This is a genomic window from Enterobacter sp. T2 (assembly GCF_010692925.1).
GTDB lineage: Bacteria > Pseudomonadota > Gammaproteobacteria > Enterobacterales > Enterobacteriaceae > Enterobacter > Enterobacter kobei.
In genome coordinates, this window is the sequence record NZ_CP048736.1 from 3980647 (window position 1) to 3998588 (window position 17942).

Below are 17942 nucleotides of genomic sequence, written 5' to 3' on the forward strand. Positions count from 1 at the left end.
GCTATTTTATTGCAGACAGCACCCACCCCACCGACAGCAAATCCGCGCTGCCCCCCGGACTCAGATTGCGTTCTATCAATGCGATATCCATTTTAAGCAACGCTTCGCGGTCCCAGCCGTTAGCCAGCAATTCCCGCGCGTAGTCCTGAACGTAGCGCAGCCCTTCCATGCCACCGCGCGACACCAGATTGCTGTCCTGATTGACTGACATCAGGCGTAACAGCAGGCTGTGAAGCGACCGTCCGTTCCACTGAGCCAACGCCTTACGCACTGTGGCAAAGCCGCTTTCCGCCTCACCGCGCGCGCCGGTTAAGCCGTGCTGCTGAAACTGCCGCTCGCCCGCCGTCGCCTGCCCGCTGCGCGCGGCCAACTCTCGCGACACCAGCCCGCGGCAGATGTTACCCACCTCACAACAGAGGCTGTCCGCAGAAAGATTGTTCACACGTCCGGCGGCGAAGCACAGTAAACCCAGGGCAAAAATCCCGCCTTTGTGCGTATTCACGCCGTTCGTCGCGGCGTACATCGCCTGCTCGCAGGCCATCCCCATTGGGCGGATAATCCGTAGCTGTGCGTCAGCGGGCTTATCTGCATGCGCGTTACCAAGTTCAGCAAAGCGCGCAAACCACGGCGTAATCGCCGCAATGCTGCGGGCAAACAGCGCGTGGTCCATATCGCGGTGGGAACCGTTATTGAGCTTGTCCACCAGCCCCGGTTTGGGCGTCAGCTCCAGCTCCTGCCACAGTGCCGCTTCGGCAAGCGCGGGCACGTCCGCAATGCGGGGTTTAGTCGCGAGCAAACCAGTCATCAATCATCTTCTCCACCCGGGAAACCACCTGCTCAACGGGATGGTTCCGCGAGCGGGAACAGGCATGCGCAGGTTCGTCGCAGATCAGGCAGCGTCTGAGATTTGCCCCCAGCGACTGACGCCCGACGTGGCCATGCTGAGGGCAGATAACATCCAGATCCCACAGCCTGCCGAGCGGGTGCGTCTGCTCCAGATCCGCGCAGTGCGCTTTAATTTCCGCTGCCGGATGAGCCACGCACCACAGGGCCTCGGGCCCGGTCGGAAGCCACAGCACCTGACGGTCCAGCACCTGCCAGCGGTTCTCCCATAGCAGCTGGTCGCACGTCTGGAGCGCTACGCCCATGGTGTTGCGATAGCGCAGGCTGTCTTTAATTTCCCCTGGCGTGACCAGCGTGAGGGAAATCACCGGTTGTTGATAGTGCTCAAGCATGTCAGCCTGACGCGCTGCGCGGCGCTCTTTCGCCGCCAGCAGTTCGTCCAGGCTGACACCCGTCCGCACGGGTGTCGCTACTGTCATAATCACTCCTTCACCTGTCGCACGGTGTCGATCACGCTGCCGTCGCGGTAGCGGATCACCCCGACGATTTTGTCGGTAAACTCAATCGGCTTTGGTACGCCCGTCAGCGATATCGCCCGTTCATAGAGCGCGTTGATATCCACAATCTTCAGCCCGGCAGCTATCAGCCGCTCACGCACCTCCGTGCGAGCCGGGTTAACCGCAATGCCGTGATCGGTGACCAGCACGTCGATGCTCTCACCCGGCGTGAGGCGCGTGGTGACGCGCTTCACGACCGTCGGAATGCGGCTGCGCAGCAGCGGCGCGACGACGATGGTGAGGTTCGCCGCAGCGGCCACGTCGCAGTGTCCGCCGGACGCGCCGCGCATCACGCCGTCGGAGCCGGTGATGACGTTGACGTTGAAATCAACGTCGATTTCGAGGGCGCTGAGGATCACCACGTCGAGCTGGTCGCAGCTTGCCGCCTTGCTGCCGGGGTTGGCGTAAACATTGGTGGAGATCTCCACGTGGTTCGGGTTGCGCGCCAGAGACGCCGCCGCCTGGCCGTCAAAGCACTGGGTGTCGAGCAGCTTTTCGATGAGCCCCTTCTCGTGCAAATCCACCAGGCTGCCGGTGACGCCGCCAAGCGCGAAGCGCGCCTTCACGCCGCTGCGCTCCATTTTCTCTTCCATAAAACGCGTGCAGGCGGTCGCCGCCGCGCCGGAGCCGGTCTGCATTGAGAAGCCCGGGTTAAAGTAGCCGGAATGTTCAATCACGTCCGCCGCATAGCGGGCGATCATCAGCTCGCGCGGGTTGCTGGTGACGCGCGCCGCGCCAACGCTGATTTTCGCCGGGTCACCGACGCTCTCAACCTGCACGATGTAGTCCACCTGGTCCTGCACCAGGCTGGCGGGCATATTGGGGAACGGCACCAGTTCTTCGGTCAGCAGCACCACCTTGCGGGCAAAGTGCGCATCCACCATGGCGTAGCCCAGCGAGCCGCAGCAGGATTTACCGTGGGTGCCGTTGGCGTTGCCAAACTCATCGCTGCACGGCACGCCGAGAAACGCCACGTCGATATTCAGCTCGCCGTCCTGCAAGAGCTTCACGCGCCCGCCGTGGGAGTGAATTTGCACCGGCTCGTCCATCAGCCCGTGGGAGATGGCATCCGCCAGCCTGCCGCGCATTCCGGAGGTGTAAATCCGGGTGATGACGCCGCTTTCAATATGCTCGATCAGCGCGTCATTGCAGGTCATCAGCGAGCTGGAGGCCAGCGTCAGGTTTTTGAAACCCATTCGCGCCAGCAGCGCCACGACGGTGTTGATCACCCGGTCGCCTTCGCGAAACGCGTGGTGGAAAGAGATGGTCATCCCGTCCTGCAGGCCGCAGCGCTTCACCGCCTCTTCAACGGAGGCGCAGAGTTTGCGGCGGTGCTTCGCGTCAGCATCCGCCAGCCACGGCGTCGCGCTGTGGGCGGTATCAAACGGTTTTAAGCCCCGCAGATGGGGGAAATTCATATGGAGAAGTTCAGTCTGGTTCATTCTGTCATCCTTACCGACGCACGCCGGAGGCCGCCGCGCGCTCCAGCACCACCTGCGCGTGGTTAATAATCGGTGCATCCACCATTTTGCCGTTGAGCGACACCACGCCCAGGCCGTTACGCTCGCCCTCTTCTGCCGCCTCAATCACTCGCTTCGCGTGTTCCACCTCTTCCTGCGTCGGGGCGTAAGCGTTATGCAGCAGGTCAATCTGGCGCGGGTTAATCAGCGATTTGCCGTTAAAGCCCATCTTGCGGATCAGATCGACCTCGCGCAGGAACCCGGCCTCGTCGTTAACGTCTGACCACACCACGTCGAAGGCGTCGATGCCCGCCGCACGGGCGGCGTGCAATACGGCGCAGCGGGCGTAGAACAGCTCGGTGCCGTCGCCGCGCTCGGTCTGCATATCCATCACATAATCAAAGGCGGCCAGCGCGATGCCGATGAGGCGCGGGGAGCTGCGGGCAATCGCCACGGCATTTATCACGCCAATGGCCGATTCAATCGCCGCCATGACGCGGGTAGAGCCGACTTCGCGGCCGCACTCGCGTTCAATACGCGCCAGGTGCCCCTCCAGCTCGTAGATATCGTCCGGGGTGTCCGTTTTCGGCAGGCGAATCACGTCCACGCCCGCCCGCACGGCGGCTTCCAGATCCAGCAGGCCAAACGGCGTGCTCAGCGGGTTAATGCGCACCACGGTTTCGATATCCTGATACATCGGGTGCTGTAGCGCGTGGAACACCAGCATGCGCGCGGTGTCTTTCTCGCGCAGGGCAACGGCGTCTTCCAGGTCAAACATGATGGAATCAGGCCGGTAGATAAAGGCGGTGGAAAGCATGGCGGCGTTGGCGCCCGGCAGGAACAGCATACTGCGGCGGAGTTTGCTCATTTCAGCGCCCCCAGTTGATGGTTTGATCATCGGCGGCACGCATCAGCGCGCTTTGCAGGCGGGCGCGAATAACACAGTCCAGCGCCCCTTTATCTTCAATAATGATGAGTCCCTGGTGCACGTTCATGGCGCGCAATGTGTCGTTGACCACCTGGCGAATCTGCTCGCCAAACTGCTTAATCACTTCACTGTGGATGACTATCTCCAGCTCGCCGTGAGCGGGAGCGATTTTCACCATCAGGTCGCTGGACTCCTGCGTGCCGGCCAGCGCCTCCCTTACAATATTCATGATAAATTCCTGGTAGTTATGCGACTTCGGCACTCGCACGGTAATGCGTTTCGAGATGCGCGAAGGTGGAGTCCGGGACAATCTCCCGGATCCGGGAAAACTGCTGTGCCTTGAGTAAACGGCGCACTTCGGACGCGGAAATGGCGTTGCCGGTGGCCTTGATGCGCGGCATTTCCACCACCTCAATATGCGAGGCCAGCAGGTCGTGCAGCGTCTGGTTGTACTGCCGGGTGATATCGCAAAAGGGCTCCGAGCCGATGAAGCGGTGAGTGATGCCCAGCGCCGGGGCAATAAAGTCGCGGAAAATCAGCACGTCGATTTCACTCCACGCCTGCTGCACTTTGCCGGTCTCCTTCAGGAAGTAGGCCGGGAAGGTGGCGCGGGAGATGATGTACTGCGAGCCTTCATGCACCACCACGTTCGGCAGATGTGCCACGCCCGCCCGCACCATCTCAATGCGCGCGCTAAACGGGAAGAACGACGCATCTTCACGCACCACGAAGAGATGCAGCGCATCGCACTGCTGCGCCGCCCGCTCCACCAGATGGCGATGGCCGAGGGTGAAAGGATTGGCGTTCATCACTATCGCGCCAATGTTCTCCCCGCTTTTGCGCTTCGCGCGCAGGGAACGGCAGTAGCGTTCGATCCCCTGCGGGGTGTTCTCCATCAGCACCGCGTTGTTTCCGCTCTGGGCAATCGGCCAGAAGCCACTGCGGGCAAAGCGCTCCCGGTTGCACGGACGGGTGCAGAGGAAGAGGTGAAAATGGCCGCGCTCCAGCGCCGCATTTTCCACCTCAGCCAGCAGCCGCGCGCTGAGGTTCTCGCCGCGAAGCTGCTCGTTGACCGCCACGCATTTGATGACGTTGGCGGCAAGCCCTGCGCAACCCACCAGCAGCGAGCCGGACCAGGCTTCGACAAACAGCGTGATGTCGTTGTCCAGGCCAAGGCCGCTGTCTGCCAGCAGGTAGCGAATCTGGCTTAAGCGTTCCGGATGCTTCGCCACCAGAGTGTGGCGAAAATCGATGGGTTGACTGTTCATGCCGTTTTACTCAGTGTGCTGCCGCAAGCCCGACGGCGGGCGCTTCCACGATCACGTTGCTCAGATGACCGATATGCTCGATCTCCACCTCAATGCGATCGCCCTCTTTCATAAACAGCGGCGGGTTACGCTTTTTCCCCACCCCGCCCGGGGATCCGGTGATGATCACATCGCCCGGGCTGAGGCGGGTGAAGGTGCTGATGTACTCGATCAGCTCCGCAACCTTGTGGATCATGCTGCTGGTGTTGTCTTCCTGCACCATGCGGCCGTTCAGCCAGGTGCGGATTGCCAGCTGGTGCGGATCCGGGATCTCATCCGCCGTCGCCATCCAGGGGCCAAACGCGCCGGTCTGACGCCAGTTTTTTCCGGCTGTAAACCAGGTGTGCTGCCAGTCACGGGCGGAGCCGTCCATGTAGCAGCTGTAGCCCGCCACGTGGCGCAGCGCGTCGTCGCGGCTGATGTTCTCCCCACCTTTGCCGATGATCACCGCCAGCTCGCCTTCGTAGTCGAATTCACTGGAGTGGCGCGGCTTCAGCACCGGTTCGTTATGGCCGGTCTGTGAATCCGGGAAGCGGACAAACAGCGTCGGGGCCGGGTTATGCTGGTCAAACTCCTTGCGCTTGTCGGCGTAGTTCATGCCCACGCAGAGAATTTTTTCCGGCTGCTCAATCACCGGTAAGAAGGTGATAGCGCTCATCGGCACGTCCACCGCGTCGTTCAGGTAGCGGGTGGCCTGCGCCAGCCCGTTGCCCTCCAGCAGCGCCTTGAGGTCGCTGTAGCGGTCGCCGAGACGGCGGCCTAAATCAATCACGCCGTCGGCCTGGACGATGCCGTAGCTGCGTTTTCCCTGGTATAAAAAGCTTGCGAGTTTCATTGTTCTTTCCTGAAAACTTAAACGAGGAAGTTGCCCAGAATCAGCAGAGAGACAGAGACGTTAATCGCTCCGCCGATACGGGTAGCAATCTGGGCGAACGGCATCAGGCTCATGCGGTTGCCTGCGGTCAGGATCGCCACGTCGCCGGTACCGCCCTGCCCGCTCTGGCAGCAGGAGACGATGGCGACATCAATCGGATGCATACCGATCTTTTTGCCGACGAAGAAGCCGGTCGCCACCAGCGCCGAAACGGTGCTGACAATCACCAGCAGGTTGCTGACGGTGAACGCCGCCACCAGTTCGTGCCATGGGGTGATAGCCACGCCGACGGCGAAGAGGATGGGGTAGGTCACGGAAGTCTGGAAGAATTTGTATACCACCTGCGAGCCCTCCAGCAGGCGCGGAGAGGCGCCGTTGCAGAGCTTCACCAGCACCGCCATAAACAGCATGCCGACCGGAGCAGGCAGGCCAATGAGCTTGTGGCCGAGCATGCCCAGCATGTAGAGCAGCACCGCCAGCAGCGCGCCAGAGGCGATAGTGGTCACGTCCGCTTTACCGGAGAACGCAGGCTGAGAGACGGTGGCATCGGCATTGGCGCGGTTAGGCATCAGCTGGCCTTCACCGGTCAGGTGCGGGTAGCGCTTACCAAGCTGGTTCAGGCAACCGGAGATAATGATCGCGGTCAGACCGCCGAGCATCACCATCGGCAGCACGCGGCCGAGCGCTACGCCCTGGTCCATGTGCAGCAGGGTGGCATAACCGATGGAAAGCGGAATTGCGCCTTCCCCGACACCGCCCGCCATAATGGGCAGAATGATAAAGAAGAAGATCTGGAACGGCTCCAGGCCCAGCGCGAGACCAACGCCCATCCCCACCAGCATGCCGACAATTTCACCGCACAGCATCGGGAAGAAGATGCGCAGGAAGCCCTGAATCAGCACCGTGCGGTTCATGCTCATGATGCTGCCGACGATAATGCAGCAGATGTAGAGATAGAGAATATTGGTGGATTTATAGAACTTCGTGGTGGACTCGACCACCACATCCGGCAGCAGGCCGTAATAGACCAGCGCGGAAGGGATAAAGGTGGCGCAAATCGCCGCCGCACCGAGCTTGCCGACAATCGGCAGGCGCTTGCCAAACTCACCGCAGGCAAAGCCGAAGAAGGCCAGGGTCGCTACCATCACCACGATGTCGCTCGGCAGCTTTCCGCCCAGACAATCAATCGCAATCAGTGCGCCCGCCAGAACAAACAGCGGCAGAGGGATAATCCCGATTTTCCAGGTATCCATAATATGCCACCAACGCTCTTTGAGCGAGGGTCGCTGAATTTCAATCGGGTCGTGGGTAACAGAGAAAGAATCGTCAGTTGTGCTCATAATAAGCCCCTTGGTTATTTTGTGCGTTCAGCTTAGAGTCACAAAGGCTTACTTTATGTGAGGGATGACATATTAAAAGCGAAGTTTTAATGGCCACTATGGTTTTAATGGTTTCTTTTATTTAATGTGATTTATGCCTTATTTATTATCGTGGTTTTTATGGTTTCTTTTCTGAACCGAACAAACAAATAACATTTATTCATATAGCCTGAACGAGTTAAGTCCTCAGGAAAAACATTTTACAGCCCCCGCTGTGCAAGGGATCACAAGTTTTCGGCAAAGCGCAGGCGGCCATAGAAAAAAAGATGATATATTGGCGATCTTTGTCGCTACCTTGCGTGATAGTTATGAAAGTCTCTTTCCAGATTAAGTTGTTTATTTCGCTGGTTGCCTTTTTCTCAGTGCTTTTTGCGTTACTGGGCGGATATTATTATGCCGATGTCGGTAAGCAGCTTTATCAGGAAATGAGTGCGCGCGCAAAAATACAGGCGGAGGAGATTGCGCTTATTCCGTCATTACGCAATGAAGTTGAACAAAAAGATATCACCGCGATCCATGATTTTATGCAGAAAATGGCTGCCCATAGCGATGCCAGCTTTATTGTCATTGGAGATAACACGGGAAAGCACCTTTTTCATTCCGTCTTTGCCGACAGAGTGGGCACGACGCTGGTTGGCGGCGACAATGAGGCCGTCCTGCAGGGGAAAAGCACGACAACCATCCGTAAAGGCGGACTGGGTATTTCGCTGCGCAGTAAAGCCCCTATCTTCAACGATGCCGGGCAGGTGGTTGGCATTGTTTCCGTGGGCTATCTCACCAGCTACCTGGATACCATTACCGTCAGTAAAGTGGTCAATATCCTGATTGCCGCCGTACTGCTGCTTTTGGCCCTCTTTATCTTCTCCTGGTTCTTTACCCGCAGTATAAAGAAGCAGATCTTCTCCCTCGAACCGCGAGAAATCGGCCTGCTGGTACGTCAGCAAAAGGCGATGATGGAATCTATCTACGAAGGGGTGATTGCCATTGATAACGAGCGGCGCATAGAAGTGATCAACCAGGCGGCGCGCAAACTGCTGGGGCTGAGCCAGCCGGCGCGTGAACTGCGCGGGCAGTTGATAAGCCAGGTGATCGACCCGGTCCCGTTCTTCGACACGCAGACGATGCTGGCTAAAGATACCCACGATGAGATTTGCCGTTTTAACGATCTCACGGTGATTGCCAGCCGGGTTCACATCATGCTTGAGGGCTCGCTACAGGGCTGGGTGATCACCTTCCGCGATCGCAACGAAATCGACTCTCTGAGCGCCCAGCTCAGCCAGGTAAAACGCTATGTCGATAACCTGCGCATTATGCGCCACGAGCAGTTAAACCGGATGACCACCCTCTCCGGCCTGCTGCATATGGGCCGCTATGAGCAGGCGATTGGCTACATACAGGCGCAGTCGGAACATGCCCAGGAGCTGCTGGACTTTATCTCGTCGCGCTTCTGCTCCCCGACCCTGTGCGGCCTGCTGCTCGGGAAAGCCGCCCGAGCGCGGGAAAAAGGCGTCGAGCTGAGTTTCGACCCGGCCTGTCGGCTGGATAAGCCGTTCCTGCCGCTTGGGGAGCAAGAGTTGATTTCGATTATTGGTAACCTGCTGGATAACGCCATCGAAGCAACACAGCGCTCGCCGCTTCCCCATGCCCCGGTGGAAGTGCTGATAAAACTCAGCGAGCAGGAGCTGATTATTGAAGTCGCCGACCAGGGCGTAGGCATTAAACCGGAGATCCGTGAGCGGATCTTTGAACGCGGCATCACCACCAAAACACGCGGCGATCATGGGATTGGTCTGTATCTGATCGAAAGCTACGTTACGCAGGCTGGCGGCGCGATAGAAGTTGCCGATAATACCCCACGCGGCGCCATTTTCTCATTGTTTATCCCGGCCTCGGGAACCGTCCGGCAACTGGAAGACACCGACTATGCAACATGAACTTATCGACGTACTGATTGTTGAAGACGAGAACGAACTGGCACAGCTGCACGCGGAGCTCATCAGCAAACACCCGCGTCTGAGACTGGTGGGGATTGCCTCGTCACTGGCCGACGCGCAGGTTCAGCTTGAGCGTAAACAGCCTCAGCTGATGCTGCTGGATAACTATCTGCCGGACGGCAAAGGCATCACCCTTATCAGTAACCCGATGCTGACCCGCGCCAACTGCTCGGTGATTTTCATCACCGCCGCCAGCGATATGGACACCTGCAGCCAGGCCATCCGCAACGGCGCGTTTGACTATATCCTCAAGCCGGTTTCCTGGAAGCGCCTCAGCCAGTCGCTGGAGCGCTTTGTGCAATTTGCCGAACAGCAGCGCGTCTGGAAGATTGTCGATCAGCAAAACGTCGATTCACTGTATCAACTCCAGGCGAAGAACTACCGCCAGGACAACGGCAGCAAAGGGATTGAGGAGAATACGCTGGCCCGGGTGCAGGCGCTGTTCAACGACAAGGCGACGCACTGCTTTACCGTGGATGAGGTGGTGAGCGAAACGGGGTTGAGTAAAACCACTACCCGGCGCTATCTGGAGCACTGCGTGGAGGCGGGGTTTCTGAGCGTGGAGATGCTGTACGGGAAGATTGGGCATCCAAGGAGGATGTACAAGCGTAGTGCGGTTTGATGAAACGTTCCCTCTCCCTGTGGGAGAGGGTTAGGGTGAGGGCAGCAGCCCGCACTACCTCAACACATACCCATACAGCCGTTTAATCCCGTCCGCATCCTTCTCGCTGTATACCCCTGCAGCTCCGGCGAGAAGCCCGGCAGCAGGTTGATGCCCTCTTCCAGCGCCAGGAAGTAACGCTGTACCGCCCCGCCCCAGACCTCACCCGGCACCACGCACAGCACGCCAGGCGGATAGGGCAGCGCCCCTTCGGCAGCAATCCGCCCTTCGGCATCCCGTATGCGCACCAGCTCCACGTTACCGCGAATGTAGGCCTGGTTCGCATCCTGTGGATTCATCACCACCTCAGGCAGGCTTTCTTTTCGGAACATCGCCTTCTGCAGATCTTTTACGTCAAAGCTGACATAAAGATCGTGCATCTCCTGACACAACTGGCGGAGGGTGTAATCCCGGTAGCGCACCGGATATTTCTGGTAGATGGTCGGCAGTACGTCCGACAGCGGCGTATCGTCTTCAATATGCTGCTCGAACTGTCCCAGCATTGCCACCAGCTGCGCCAGCTTCTCGCTGCTTTCAGCTGGCGTCAGCAGGAACAGGATTGAGTTGAGATCGCATTTCTCCGGCACGATGCCGTTTTCGCGCAGGTAGTGCGCAAGAATGGTCGCCGGAATACCGAACCCGGTATATTCCCCGGTTTCCGCATCAATACCCGGCGTGGTCAGCAGCAGCTTGCACGGGTCGACAAAGTACTGCTCGCGGGCATAACCCGCAAACCCGTGCCATTTCGCCCCCGGCTCGAAGCTGAAGAAGCGGCGCTCGCTGGCAATGGCGTGCGTCGGATGATCCTGCCACGGCCGCCCCGCCACCACCGGCGGGATAAACGGCTTAATCATATGACAGTTGGCAATGATCGCCTTGCGCGCCTCAATGCCCAGCTCAACACACTCCGCCCACAGCCTGCGCCCACTCTCGCCTTCATGAATTTTGGCATTCACATCCAGCGCTGCAAACAGCGGATAAAACGGGCTGGTGGAGGCGTGCAGCATAAACGCATTGTTCAGCCGCTTATGGGGGCAGAACCGCGCCTGGCCACGAATGTGGTTATCCTTTTTATGGATCTGCGACGTTTGCGAGAACCCGGCCTGCTGCTTATGCACCGACTGGGTCACAAAAATGCCAGGATCGTTCTCGTTCAGCTCCAGCAACAGCGGAGATGTTTCCGCCATCATCGGAATAAATTGCTCGTAGCCCACCCAGGCAGAGTCAAACAGGATGTAATCACACAGATGGCCGATCTTGTCGATCACCTGACGGGCGTTGTAGATCGTGCCGTCATAGGTGCCAAGCTGGATGATCGCCAGGCGGAACGGACGCGCCTCGTCGGCTTTCTCCGGCGCAGCCTCGCGGATAAGATCGCGCAGGTACGCGTCATCAAAACAGTGCTCGTCAATCCCGCCAATAAAGCCAAATGGATTACGCGCAGCCTCAAGATACACCGGCGTGGCCCCTGCCTGAATCAGCGCCCCGTGGTGGTTAGATTTATGGTTATTGCGATCGAACAGCACCAGGTCGCCGCGGGTCAGCAGCGCGTTGGTCACCACCTTGTTGGCCGCCGACGTGCCGTTCAGCACGAAGTAGGTTTTATCGGCATTGAACACTTTCGCCGCGAACTTTTGCGCATGCTTGGCGGACCCTTCGTGGATCAGTAAATCCCCGAGTTTTACGTCAGCATTGCACATGTCGGCACGAAACACGTTCTCACCGAAGAAATCAAAAAACTGTCGTCCCGCCGGATGCTTTTTGAAAAACGCCCCGTGCTGGTGACCAGGGCAGGCGAAGGTGCTGTTACCCATCTCCACGTACTGGCTCAGGGTGTCGAAAAACGGCGGCAGCAGATTCTCTTCGTAACGGCTGGCAGCAGTCTCCAGTTCCAGAAACTCCTGCGCTTTTCCCGAGATGACCGCGGTAGCACCGTCAGGCACGTCCGTTTGCTCCTGCGAGAAAATAAACACCGGTAACTGAAAGCCCGTGCGTTTCAGCAACGCGAGAATACCGCTGCGACTTTCAGCATTTGTCATGACGACTGCCGCCACATCGGTAAAATCCGTGTTATCCAGCGTCACCTTTTCACGGTGGGTTGAGACAGTGGAGAGCAGCTCGCGGCTGACGGCAATTTTCATGGTTTTCATAGGCGCTAGTTACCCTCACCGAATGGTGAGACAGGGAGGAGAAAATTCGCGCAATAATGTCACCTTTTATTTTGAGGTGCAAGAAGGAATCAATATGCACAAAACCTTCCAAAGCTAAGCGTAATGCCCGCTTTGCGTGTCATAATCATGCAATACCAATGATTAAGTAACAGGAGTTAGCGGTGGTAATTGGACCCTTTATCAACGCCGGCGCAGTGCTGCTGGGCGGCATACTTGGCGGCGTGTTAAGCCAGCGGCTACCGGAGCGTATTCGTACCTCCATGCCGTCTATTTTTGGCCTGGCCTCGCTGGGCATCGGCATCCTTTTAGTCATCAAATGCGCCAACCTGCCCGTCATGGTGCTGGCAACGCTGCTCGGCGCGCTGATTGGCGAATTTTGCTATCTGGAAAAAGGCATCAATAACGCGGTAGGCAAAGCCAAAAACCTGATTGCCCGACCCGGTAAGGCGAAAAACGGTTCGCACGAGTCGTTTATTCAGAACTACGTTGCGATCATTATTCTGTTTTGTGCCAGCGGCACCGGGATATTCGGTTCGATGCAGGAAGGGATGACGGGCGACCCGAGTATATTAATTGCGAAAGCGTTTCTCGATTTCTTCACCGCCACCATTTTTGCCACCACGCTCGGTATCGCCGTCGCGGCAATTTGCGTCCCGATGCTGCTGATTCAGCTGGCTCTCGCCACCTGCGCCGCGCTGATACTCCCGCTGACTACGCCGGCAATGATGGCGGACTTTACTGCCGTCGGCGGCCTGCTGTTGCTGGCGACCGGGTTACGCATCTGCGGGATTAAGATGTTTGCCGTGGTGAATATGCTGCCCGCGCTGCTGATCGCCATGCCGCTCTCAGCGCTCTGGACGCGCTTTTTCGCTTAAGAGTGCGGCGAAATGGCGAGAGATTGCGCAGTCCGTAACGAAAACAACATTTTTCGTTGACGACAGGAAGCAGATCAGGTTTAATGCGCCCCGTTGCCCGGATAGCTCAGTCGGTAGAGCAGGGGATTGAAAATCCCCGTGTCCTTGGTTCGATTCCGAGTCCGGGCACCACTATTTAGAAAACCCAGCCTATGGCTGGGTTTTTGCTTTATGGCTACGGCCGATTTCTGTGCGCTGATAAGCGTGGCTTTAATGCAGGCACGCTTACGCTAATAGCCCGATAAGTTAATACTGGCGGTGGCTCTTTTTTATCACTTAATTTTGCCGGATAAATTGCTGACCTGATTTGAAAGGTTGTCGTTGCTCCGCTTCATGTCATCAAGGCTTCTTTGCAAACGCTCGATCTTACTCTCCTGCTCAGAATTCTTTCTCTCAAGCTGCAAAACCTTCTGAGTTAGCTCATCGACTTTGCGGTTGTCGGACTTCATCTTCCTCAGGCTATCCTGCATCTCCCTTAGGTCCGACTCCCTGAAATCAGAAGACTCGATTTCATCTGCATTAGAAATTACCGGGATATATCCTCTATTAGCGCTGCTGGGTTTGATACTAACCTGAACTTTATTTAGCCCCGCAGAGTGCGCGTAACCTATTGAAGAAAAATAAAAAAAAGAAACAACACACAGACCAGACAGATATTTATTCATTTCTAACGTCCTTTTAAATTTTTCAATCACTTCCAGGAGTCTCCTTCTGGTATCACCCGCTCAGGATAAAACACATGGCTTAGCCTCTGGCAGTTCATAAACGGGGTTAAAGAGCAGAAGATACTGTTCGTTTTTCATTATAATACGCGTTTCCTCTCCCCCAAAATCCAACCGCCACCCGCTCATTTTCTGCCACCTTATATCCGCCGGTATCGAGATAAGCGCGTTACTACGCACCTTATCAAAGGTATCTCCCATGCCCATCCAAGATATAATCCTGCTTAGCGCCTGCCTGTCAGGGCACCTTGTCCGCTACAACGGTACCGATAAATCCTGTTCCTCAGATCTGCTGCAATACCGGCGCGAAGAAGGCCGTCTGGTCACCCACTGCCCGGAACTGGCGGCGTGGCTGGCGTTGAAAACTGCGCAGAGTCAGGGCGGGATTGAAAATCCCCGTGTCCTTGATTCGATTCTGAGTCCGAACACTACTGTTTAAAGAACCCGCCCAAAAGGCGGGTTTTTGCTTTTGATCTCTTTTCAATCTAGGGATCGTTCCCAATCACATCCAGCAGTTTATTTTTAAAGATAAACAAACACGCCTCATTGAAGTTCTCCGCCCCCAGCCGTTCCGAAAGTGCCGTTCGTTTGCGGTAGAGGCTTTTCACCGACGTATTCAGCTCATCGGCAACGGCTTCCATCGACATCCCTGCCCTCAGCAACCGCAGCATGATCGCCTCGTGCGTGCTAAGCCGTAAGTTAAGCAGCCATTTGGTTGTCAGACGCCTGCCCTTCATGTTGAGCACCAGATTAAACAGCGACGCCATATCCGGCGCGGTGAGCGACGTGTTCATAAACAACTTCATACTGAGTAGATTCTCTTCGCGATGTCGCATATCCAGCATAACGCAGCAGATCGTTTTCCTTGTTCTGGCCGGATGGCGTATCAGGTAATCATATAAACGGAGCGGAGAACGACTATCAATCAATACAGAGTATTCGTCGGCACCATTATCAAATATGTTTCTGTCAATCGAGTCGAGCAGGATAATATCTGGAAAAAAAAGCCTCATGCCCCTGACAAGATAGCGATCCTGAGTCACTAACACTATTGAAGTTGCCACTAACCATCCCTTTTAGATTAAAGCAAGAACGCTCCTTCCGAGAGAAGGCCGCCTTCGTTTTATAGCGCTGTTATATTAACGACAAATGTATTCTGGCTTTGAACATCCCTCAATACACACATTGATGAGTAAGACTTCCTGTAGACCATCATTCAATGTCTGACATTAATTATAAATAAAAAACAATCTCAGAAAAGACACTTCGCTAAACATTAAGAATTTTTGTCATGAAACTTCCCAAACATGCACAAGAAAGTACTTTAATTGATGCTTCCAGGCCTCATTAAAAATATAAACAAATTTGTCACAATAAAAATAAAATACTTAAATATCATAATGTTATAAATACAAAACCCCTTCAATATAATCATAAAAAACCGCTCACTACAGAATTATCTCAAAACCACCCACCCTCTATTCACCATATTTATCCGGCAACATATCAGGTGTACATTACCGTTTACCCAATCCACCGAGATAAGGATCCATAATTACCTTTAAGTAAGTACCCCATAACGTTACTGCATTCAGATTTAATGTTCTCATTTATCGCCTTTAACGCACAGTTAAAAGGCAGCCGTGTTATGCAATGGATTCATGATAAACAAATGGCAAATAGATATGGAAAGATCGCTTCGCTTCAATACGTTATTCTTTTATCGCACCCCGGGATTATTGTTACTGTTATTACTCTTTCCTGTTCTGGTTCAGGCAACGGAATCCGTTTATGAACAACAGATTCAACAGGCGCGTAACGGTAATTACACGCCGTTTCTTGATTATCTGCAGCATTATCAGCAACAGCACGCCCTGACGCCTGAACAGGTCGCAGACTGGTTACAGGTGGCATCCTGGGCAGGTCATGATGATGAGGTGATTGAGGTCTGGCAGCGTTATGGCATTTATATGCCGCTGCCCGCTCGCGGCGTTGCTGCCGTTGCCCAGGCCAGGAGAAATCAAAAAGCGTGGCAGCCAGCCTTATCGCTCTGGAAAGAGGCGTGCAGCCTTGCGCCGAATAACGATGATTATCGTATCGGCTATATCAAAACCCTGGCCGATGCCCGCATGGATGCACTCGCGCTGCAGGAAGCCCAGCAGCTGGTCACCCAAAACCTCACTCAGGCGCATCTTCAGACGCTCTCGTATGTCTGGTTACGCCAGGGAAAAAGCTGGGATCGGCTTCTGGCGGACACGCGCGCACTGGCTACCGCGCCAGAGAATAATGTCCTGCTCAGCGAGCTTGTCGACGCCCTGACGGATAACCGCGTGAATACCCCCGCGCTCGTACTTTCACAGCGGGTGCCGCTGTCCCCGGCGGAGCGTCGCCGTCTTGAGCGTAACGCCGCCGCCGAAAGGGTTCGCCTTGCCGATGTGCCAGGCAGAACAGAAAAGGAGCGCCTGCAGCTTGCGCAATCTGCGCTGAATCGTTACGACGTTCTGCTTTCTCGCTGGAAAAGCGAGCCGCAGGCGGCGGAAGATGTCATCCTTGCGCGTATAGACCGGCTCGGCGCGCTGTATGCCCATGCTGATTATCCGCGGGTCATCAGCGAGTATCAGGATCTTACGGCAGCGCAGCACCCGGTGCCGGACTGGGCAATCGGCTGGGTTATCTCCGCGTATCTGCAGGAGAAAAACGCCGATGCCGCCTTCTCGCTTCTGCAACGCTATCCGCAATACGCCGCCGATCCGCAGGACGAAGAGCACGCGCTTTTCTACGCCTGGCTGGATACCGGGCAGTATCGGGCCGCCCGCCAGTATGTAGAGCGCCAGACCCGTAACGTCCCCTGGACCCGCTACGATTTCGGTTCCCCTACCCCTCAGCCGAACGATCGATGGCTCACCGGGCAGTCTCTCCGTTTTAACTATCTGCTGGCGACCCACGCCCTGCCTGAAGCCGAAAAGCTGACTCAGCGTCTGGCGACAACGGCGCCGGGCAACCAGGGATTGCAGATTGACTACGCCACTTTGCTACAGGCGCGGGGCCTGCCGCGTGCGGCCGAGCAGAAGCTGAAAATGGCGGAGGCGCTGGAGCCATCAAATCTGGAGCTTGAGCAACAGCAGGCTTACGTCGCCATGGATCTACAGGAGTGGCAAGAGATGGATTTACTGGCCGACGACGTGCTTGCTCGCGCACCGGTCGATCGCAGTGCCCGTCGTCTGGACAGGCTCAGAACGGTTCATCATATGTCCGAGCTGCGCCTCAATGCGAGCAAGGGTTTGCACTCCGATAACCCCGTCAGCGGTACGCACGACCTGAACTGGGACGCCACGCTCTATGGCCCGCCAGTTGCGGATAACTGGCGGCTGTTTGCCGGCACCCGCTATGCAGAGGGTAATTTCGATGAAGGTAAAGGCACCAGCCGCCATCTCCTGGGCGGCGTGGAATGGCGGCCTCGTGATCTCCAGCTCGAAGCCGAGCTCTCCAGCAACCGCTATCACGGCGCGAACAAGCCGGGGGCTCGCCTTTCCACAACTTACTTTCTCACCGATAACTGGCAGCTCAGCGGCAGCCTTGAACGCGTATCTCGCACCACGCCCTTACGGGCATTACGCAACGGGATTAGCGCCAACCGGGGGGAAGGCGGCGTGCGCTGGTATCAAAACGAGCGACGTGAGTATCAGTTTAGCGCCGCCGTCAGCCGCTTCTCAGACCACAACCGCCGTCAGGAATACACCCTTACGGGTAAGGAGCGTCTCTGGCAAACCCCGTCCCTGACGCTGGATCTCGAACCGGGGATCGCCGCCAGTAAAAACAGCCTGCGGGACACGCTCTATTACAACCCGGCGCGGGATCTGTCCGTAACGGCCGCTCTGTCCGTCGATCATGAGATGTATCGCCATTACGACACCCTCTGGAGCCAGCAGTTCGTGGCAGGCGGCGGCAGCTACTGGCAGAAAAATCAGTCCGCCGGGGCCATCACCCTGCTGGGCTACGGACAACGCATCCAGTGGAACAACGTCATCGATACCGGCGTGATGCTGAACTGGGATAAACGCCCTTACGACGGCAAGCGCGAGAGCAATCTCTCCGTCACGTTTGATGCGACTTTACGCTTTTAAGGATGAAT

At 56.5% G+C, this 17942-nt stretch carries 15 protein-coding genes, 1 tRNA gene and 1 pseudogene; 6 read left to right on the forward strand and 11 right to left on the reverse strand.

All coding sequences use genetic code 11. The features are described 5' to 3' along the window. Nucleotide 1 precedes the first annotated feature (1 nt). From citG to G0034_RS19100, 8 genes are read right to left on the reverse strand one after another with little or no spacing between them, the layout of a single operon-like run. Nucleotides 2–805: a triphosphoribosyl-dephospho-CoA synthase CitG gene (citG, locus tag G0034_RS19065; RefSeq protein ID WP_032635576.1), complete on the reverse strand. Its 804-nt coding sequence runs from the start codon at nucleotides 803–805 to the stop codon at nucleotides 2–4. After that, complete coding sequence (citX, locus tag G0034_RS19070; protein WP_014885204.1) at nucleotides 783–1322, reverse strand: citrate lyase holo-[acyl-carrier protein] synthase; 540 nt, start codon at nucleotides 1320–1322, stop codon at nucleotides 783–785. The genes citG and citX overlap by 23 nt, the downstream gene beginning before the upstream one ends. 2 nt (nucleotides 1323–1324) lie before the next feature. Next, nucleotides 1325–2842: a citrate lyase subunit alpha gene (gene citF, locus G0034_RS19075; RefSeq protein ID WP_179121194.1), complete on the reverse strand. Its 1518-nt coding sequence runs from the start codon at nucleotides 2840–2842 to the stop codon at nucleotides 1325–1327. A 10-nt stretch (nucleotides 2843–2852) separates the two neighbouring features. Further along, complete coding sequence (gene citE, locus G0034_RS19080) at nucleotides 2853–3728, reverse strand: citrate (pro-3S)-lyase subunit beta (RefSeq protein WP_014885206.1); 876 nt, start codon at nucleotides 3726–3728, stop codon at nucleotides 2853–2855. 1 nt (nucleotide 3729) lies between these two features. Next, nucleotides 3730–4017, reverse strand: a complete 288-nt coding sequence (gene citD / locus G0034_RS19085) for a citrate lyase acyl carrier protein (RefSeq protein WP_179121195.1) — start codon at nucleotides 4015–4017, stop codon at nucleotides 3730–3732. Nucleotides 4018–4033: 16 nt separating this feature from the next. Beyond that, entirely contained in the window at nucleotides 4034–5056 is a 1023-nt protein-coding gene (citC, locus tag G0034_RS19090) for a [citrate (pro-3S)-lyase] ligase (RefSeq protein WP_179121196.1), read from the reverse strand. A 10-nt stretch (nucleotides 5057–5066) separates the two neighbouring features. Further along, on the reverse strand, nucleotides 5067–5930 hold the full coding sequence (locus tag G0034_RS19095) for a fumarylacetoacetate hydrolase family protein (RefSeq protein ID WP_023337766.1): 864 nt from the start codon (nucleotides 5928–5930) through the stop codon (nucleotides 5067–5069). 17 nt (nucleotides 5931–5947) lie between these two features. Continuing rightward, nucleotides 5948–7309 (reverse strand): 2-hydroxycarboxylate transporter family protein, encoded by a 1362-nt coding sequence (locus G0034_RS19100; RefSeq protein ID WP_179121197.1) that lies wholly within the window; start codon nucleotides 7307–7309, stop codon nucleotides 5948–5950. A gap of 347 nt (nucleotides 7310–7656) precedes the next feature. On the opposite strand from G0034_RS19100, the gene G0034_RS19105 reads away from it, so the two are divergent. Both G0034_RS19105 and G0034_RS19110 read left to right on the forward strand, forming a co-directional pair. Beyond that, a complete protein-coding gene (locus tag G0034_RS19105) occupies nucleotides 7657–9282 on the forward strand; it encodes an ATP-binding protein (RefSeq protein WP_179121198.1) in 1626 nt (541 codons plus the stop codon). After that, on the forward strand, nucleotides 9272–9964 hold the full coding sequence (locus G0034_RS19110) for a response regulator (protein ID WP_023337769.1): 693 nt from the start codon (nucleotides 9272–9274) through the stop codon (nucleotides 9962–9964). Before G0034_RS19105 ends, G0034_RS19110 begins: the two co-directional genes overlap by 11 nt. A 54-nt stretch (nucleotides 9965–10018) precedes the next feature. On the opposite strand, the pseudogene G0034_RS19115 reads toward G0034_RS19110, so the two are convergent. Continuing rightward, nucleotides 10019–12153: pseudogene (locus G0034_RS19115) on the reverse strand (ornithine decarboxylase). Nucleotides 12154–12335: 182 nt separating this feature from the next. On the opposite strand from G0034_RS19115, the gene G0034_RS19120 reads away from it, so the two are divergent. Continuing rightward, nucleotides 12336–13049 (forward strand): DUF554 domain-containing protein, encoded by a 714-nt coding sequence (locus G0034_RS19120; RefSeq protein ID WP_023331294.1) that lies wholly within the window; start codon nucleotides 12336–12338, stop codon nucleotides 13047–13049. A 95-nt stretch (nucleotides 13050–13144) separates the two neighbouring features. After that, nucleotides 13145–13220, forward strand: a tRNA-Phe gene (locus G0034_RS19125). Nucleotides 13221–13360: 140 nt separating this feature from the next. Here G0034_RS19125 and G0034_RS19130 read toward each other — a convergent pair. Continuing rightward, nucleotides 13361–13783 (reverse strand): hypothetical protein, encoded by a 423-nt coding sequence (locus G0034_RS19130; protein ID WP_230278702.1) that lies wholly within the window; start codon nucleotides 13781–13783, stop codon nucleotides 13361–13363. Between the two features lie 226 nt (nucleotides 13784–14009). Here G0034_RS19130 and G0034_RS19135 point away from each other — a divergent pair, with 226 nt between their 5' ends. Then, nucleotides 14010–14249: a 2-thiouracil desulfurase family protein gene (locus G0034_RS19135; protein ID WP_179121199.1), complete on the forward strand. Its 240-nt coding sequence runs from the start codon at nucleotides 14010–14012 to the stop codon at nucleotides 14247–14249. Between the two features lie 46 nt (nucleotides 14250–14295). Here G0034_RS19135 and G0034_RS19140 read toward each other — a convergent pair whose 3' ends face one another. Next, nucleotides 14296–14823: a helix-turn-helix domain-containing protein gene (locus tag G0034_RS19140; protein WP_045134821.1), complete on the reverse strand. Its 528-nt coding sequence runs from the start codon at nucleotides 14821–14823 to the stop codon at nucleotides 14296–14298. Between the two features lie 672 nt (nucleotides 14824–15495). Between G0034_RS19140 and pgaA the strand changes: the two genes are divergently transcribed. After that, nucleotides 15496–17934 carry a poly-beta-1,6 N-acetyl-D-glucosamine export porin PgaA gene (gene pgaA / locus G0034_RS19145; RefSeq protein ID WP_179121200.1) on the forward strand — a complete coding sequence of 813 codons (2439 nt, stop codon included), beginning with the start codon at nucleotides 15496–15498 and terminating at the stop codon, nucleotides 17932–17934. Nucleotides 17935–17942 lie beyond the last annotated feature (8 nt).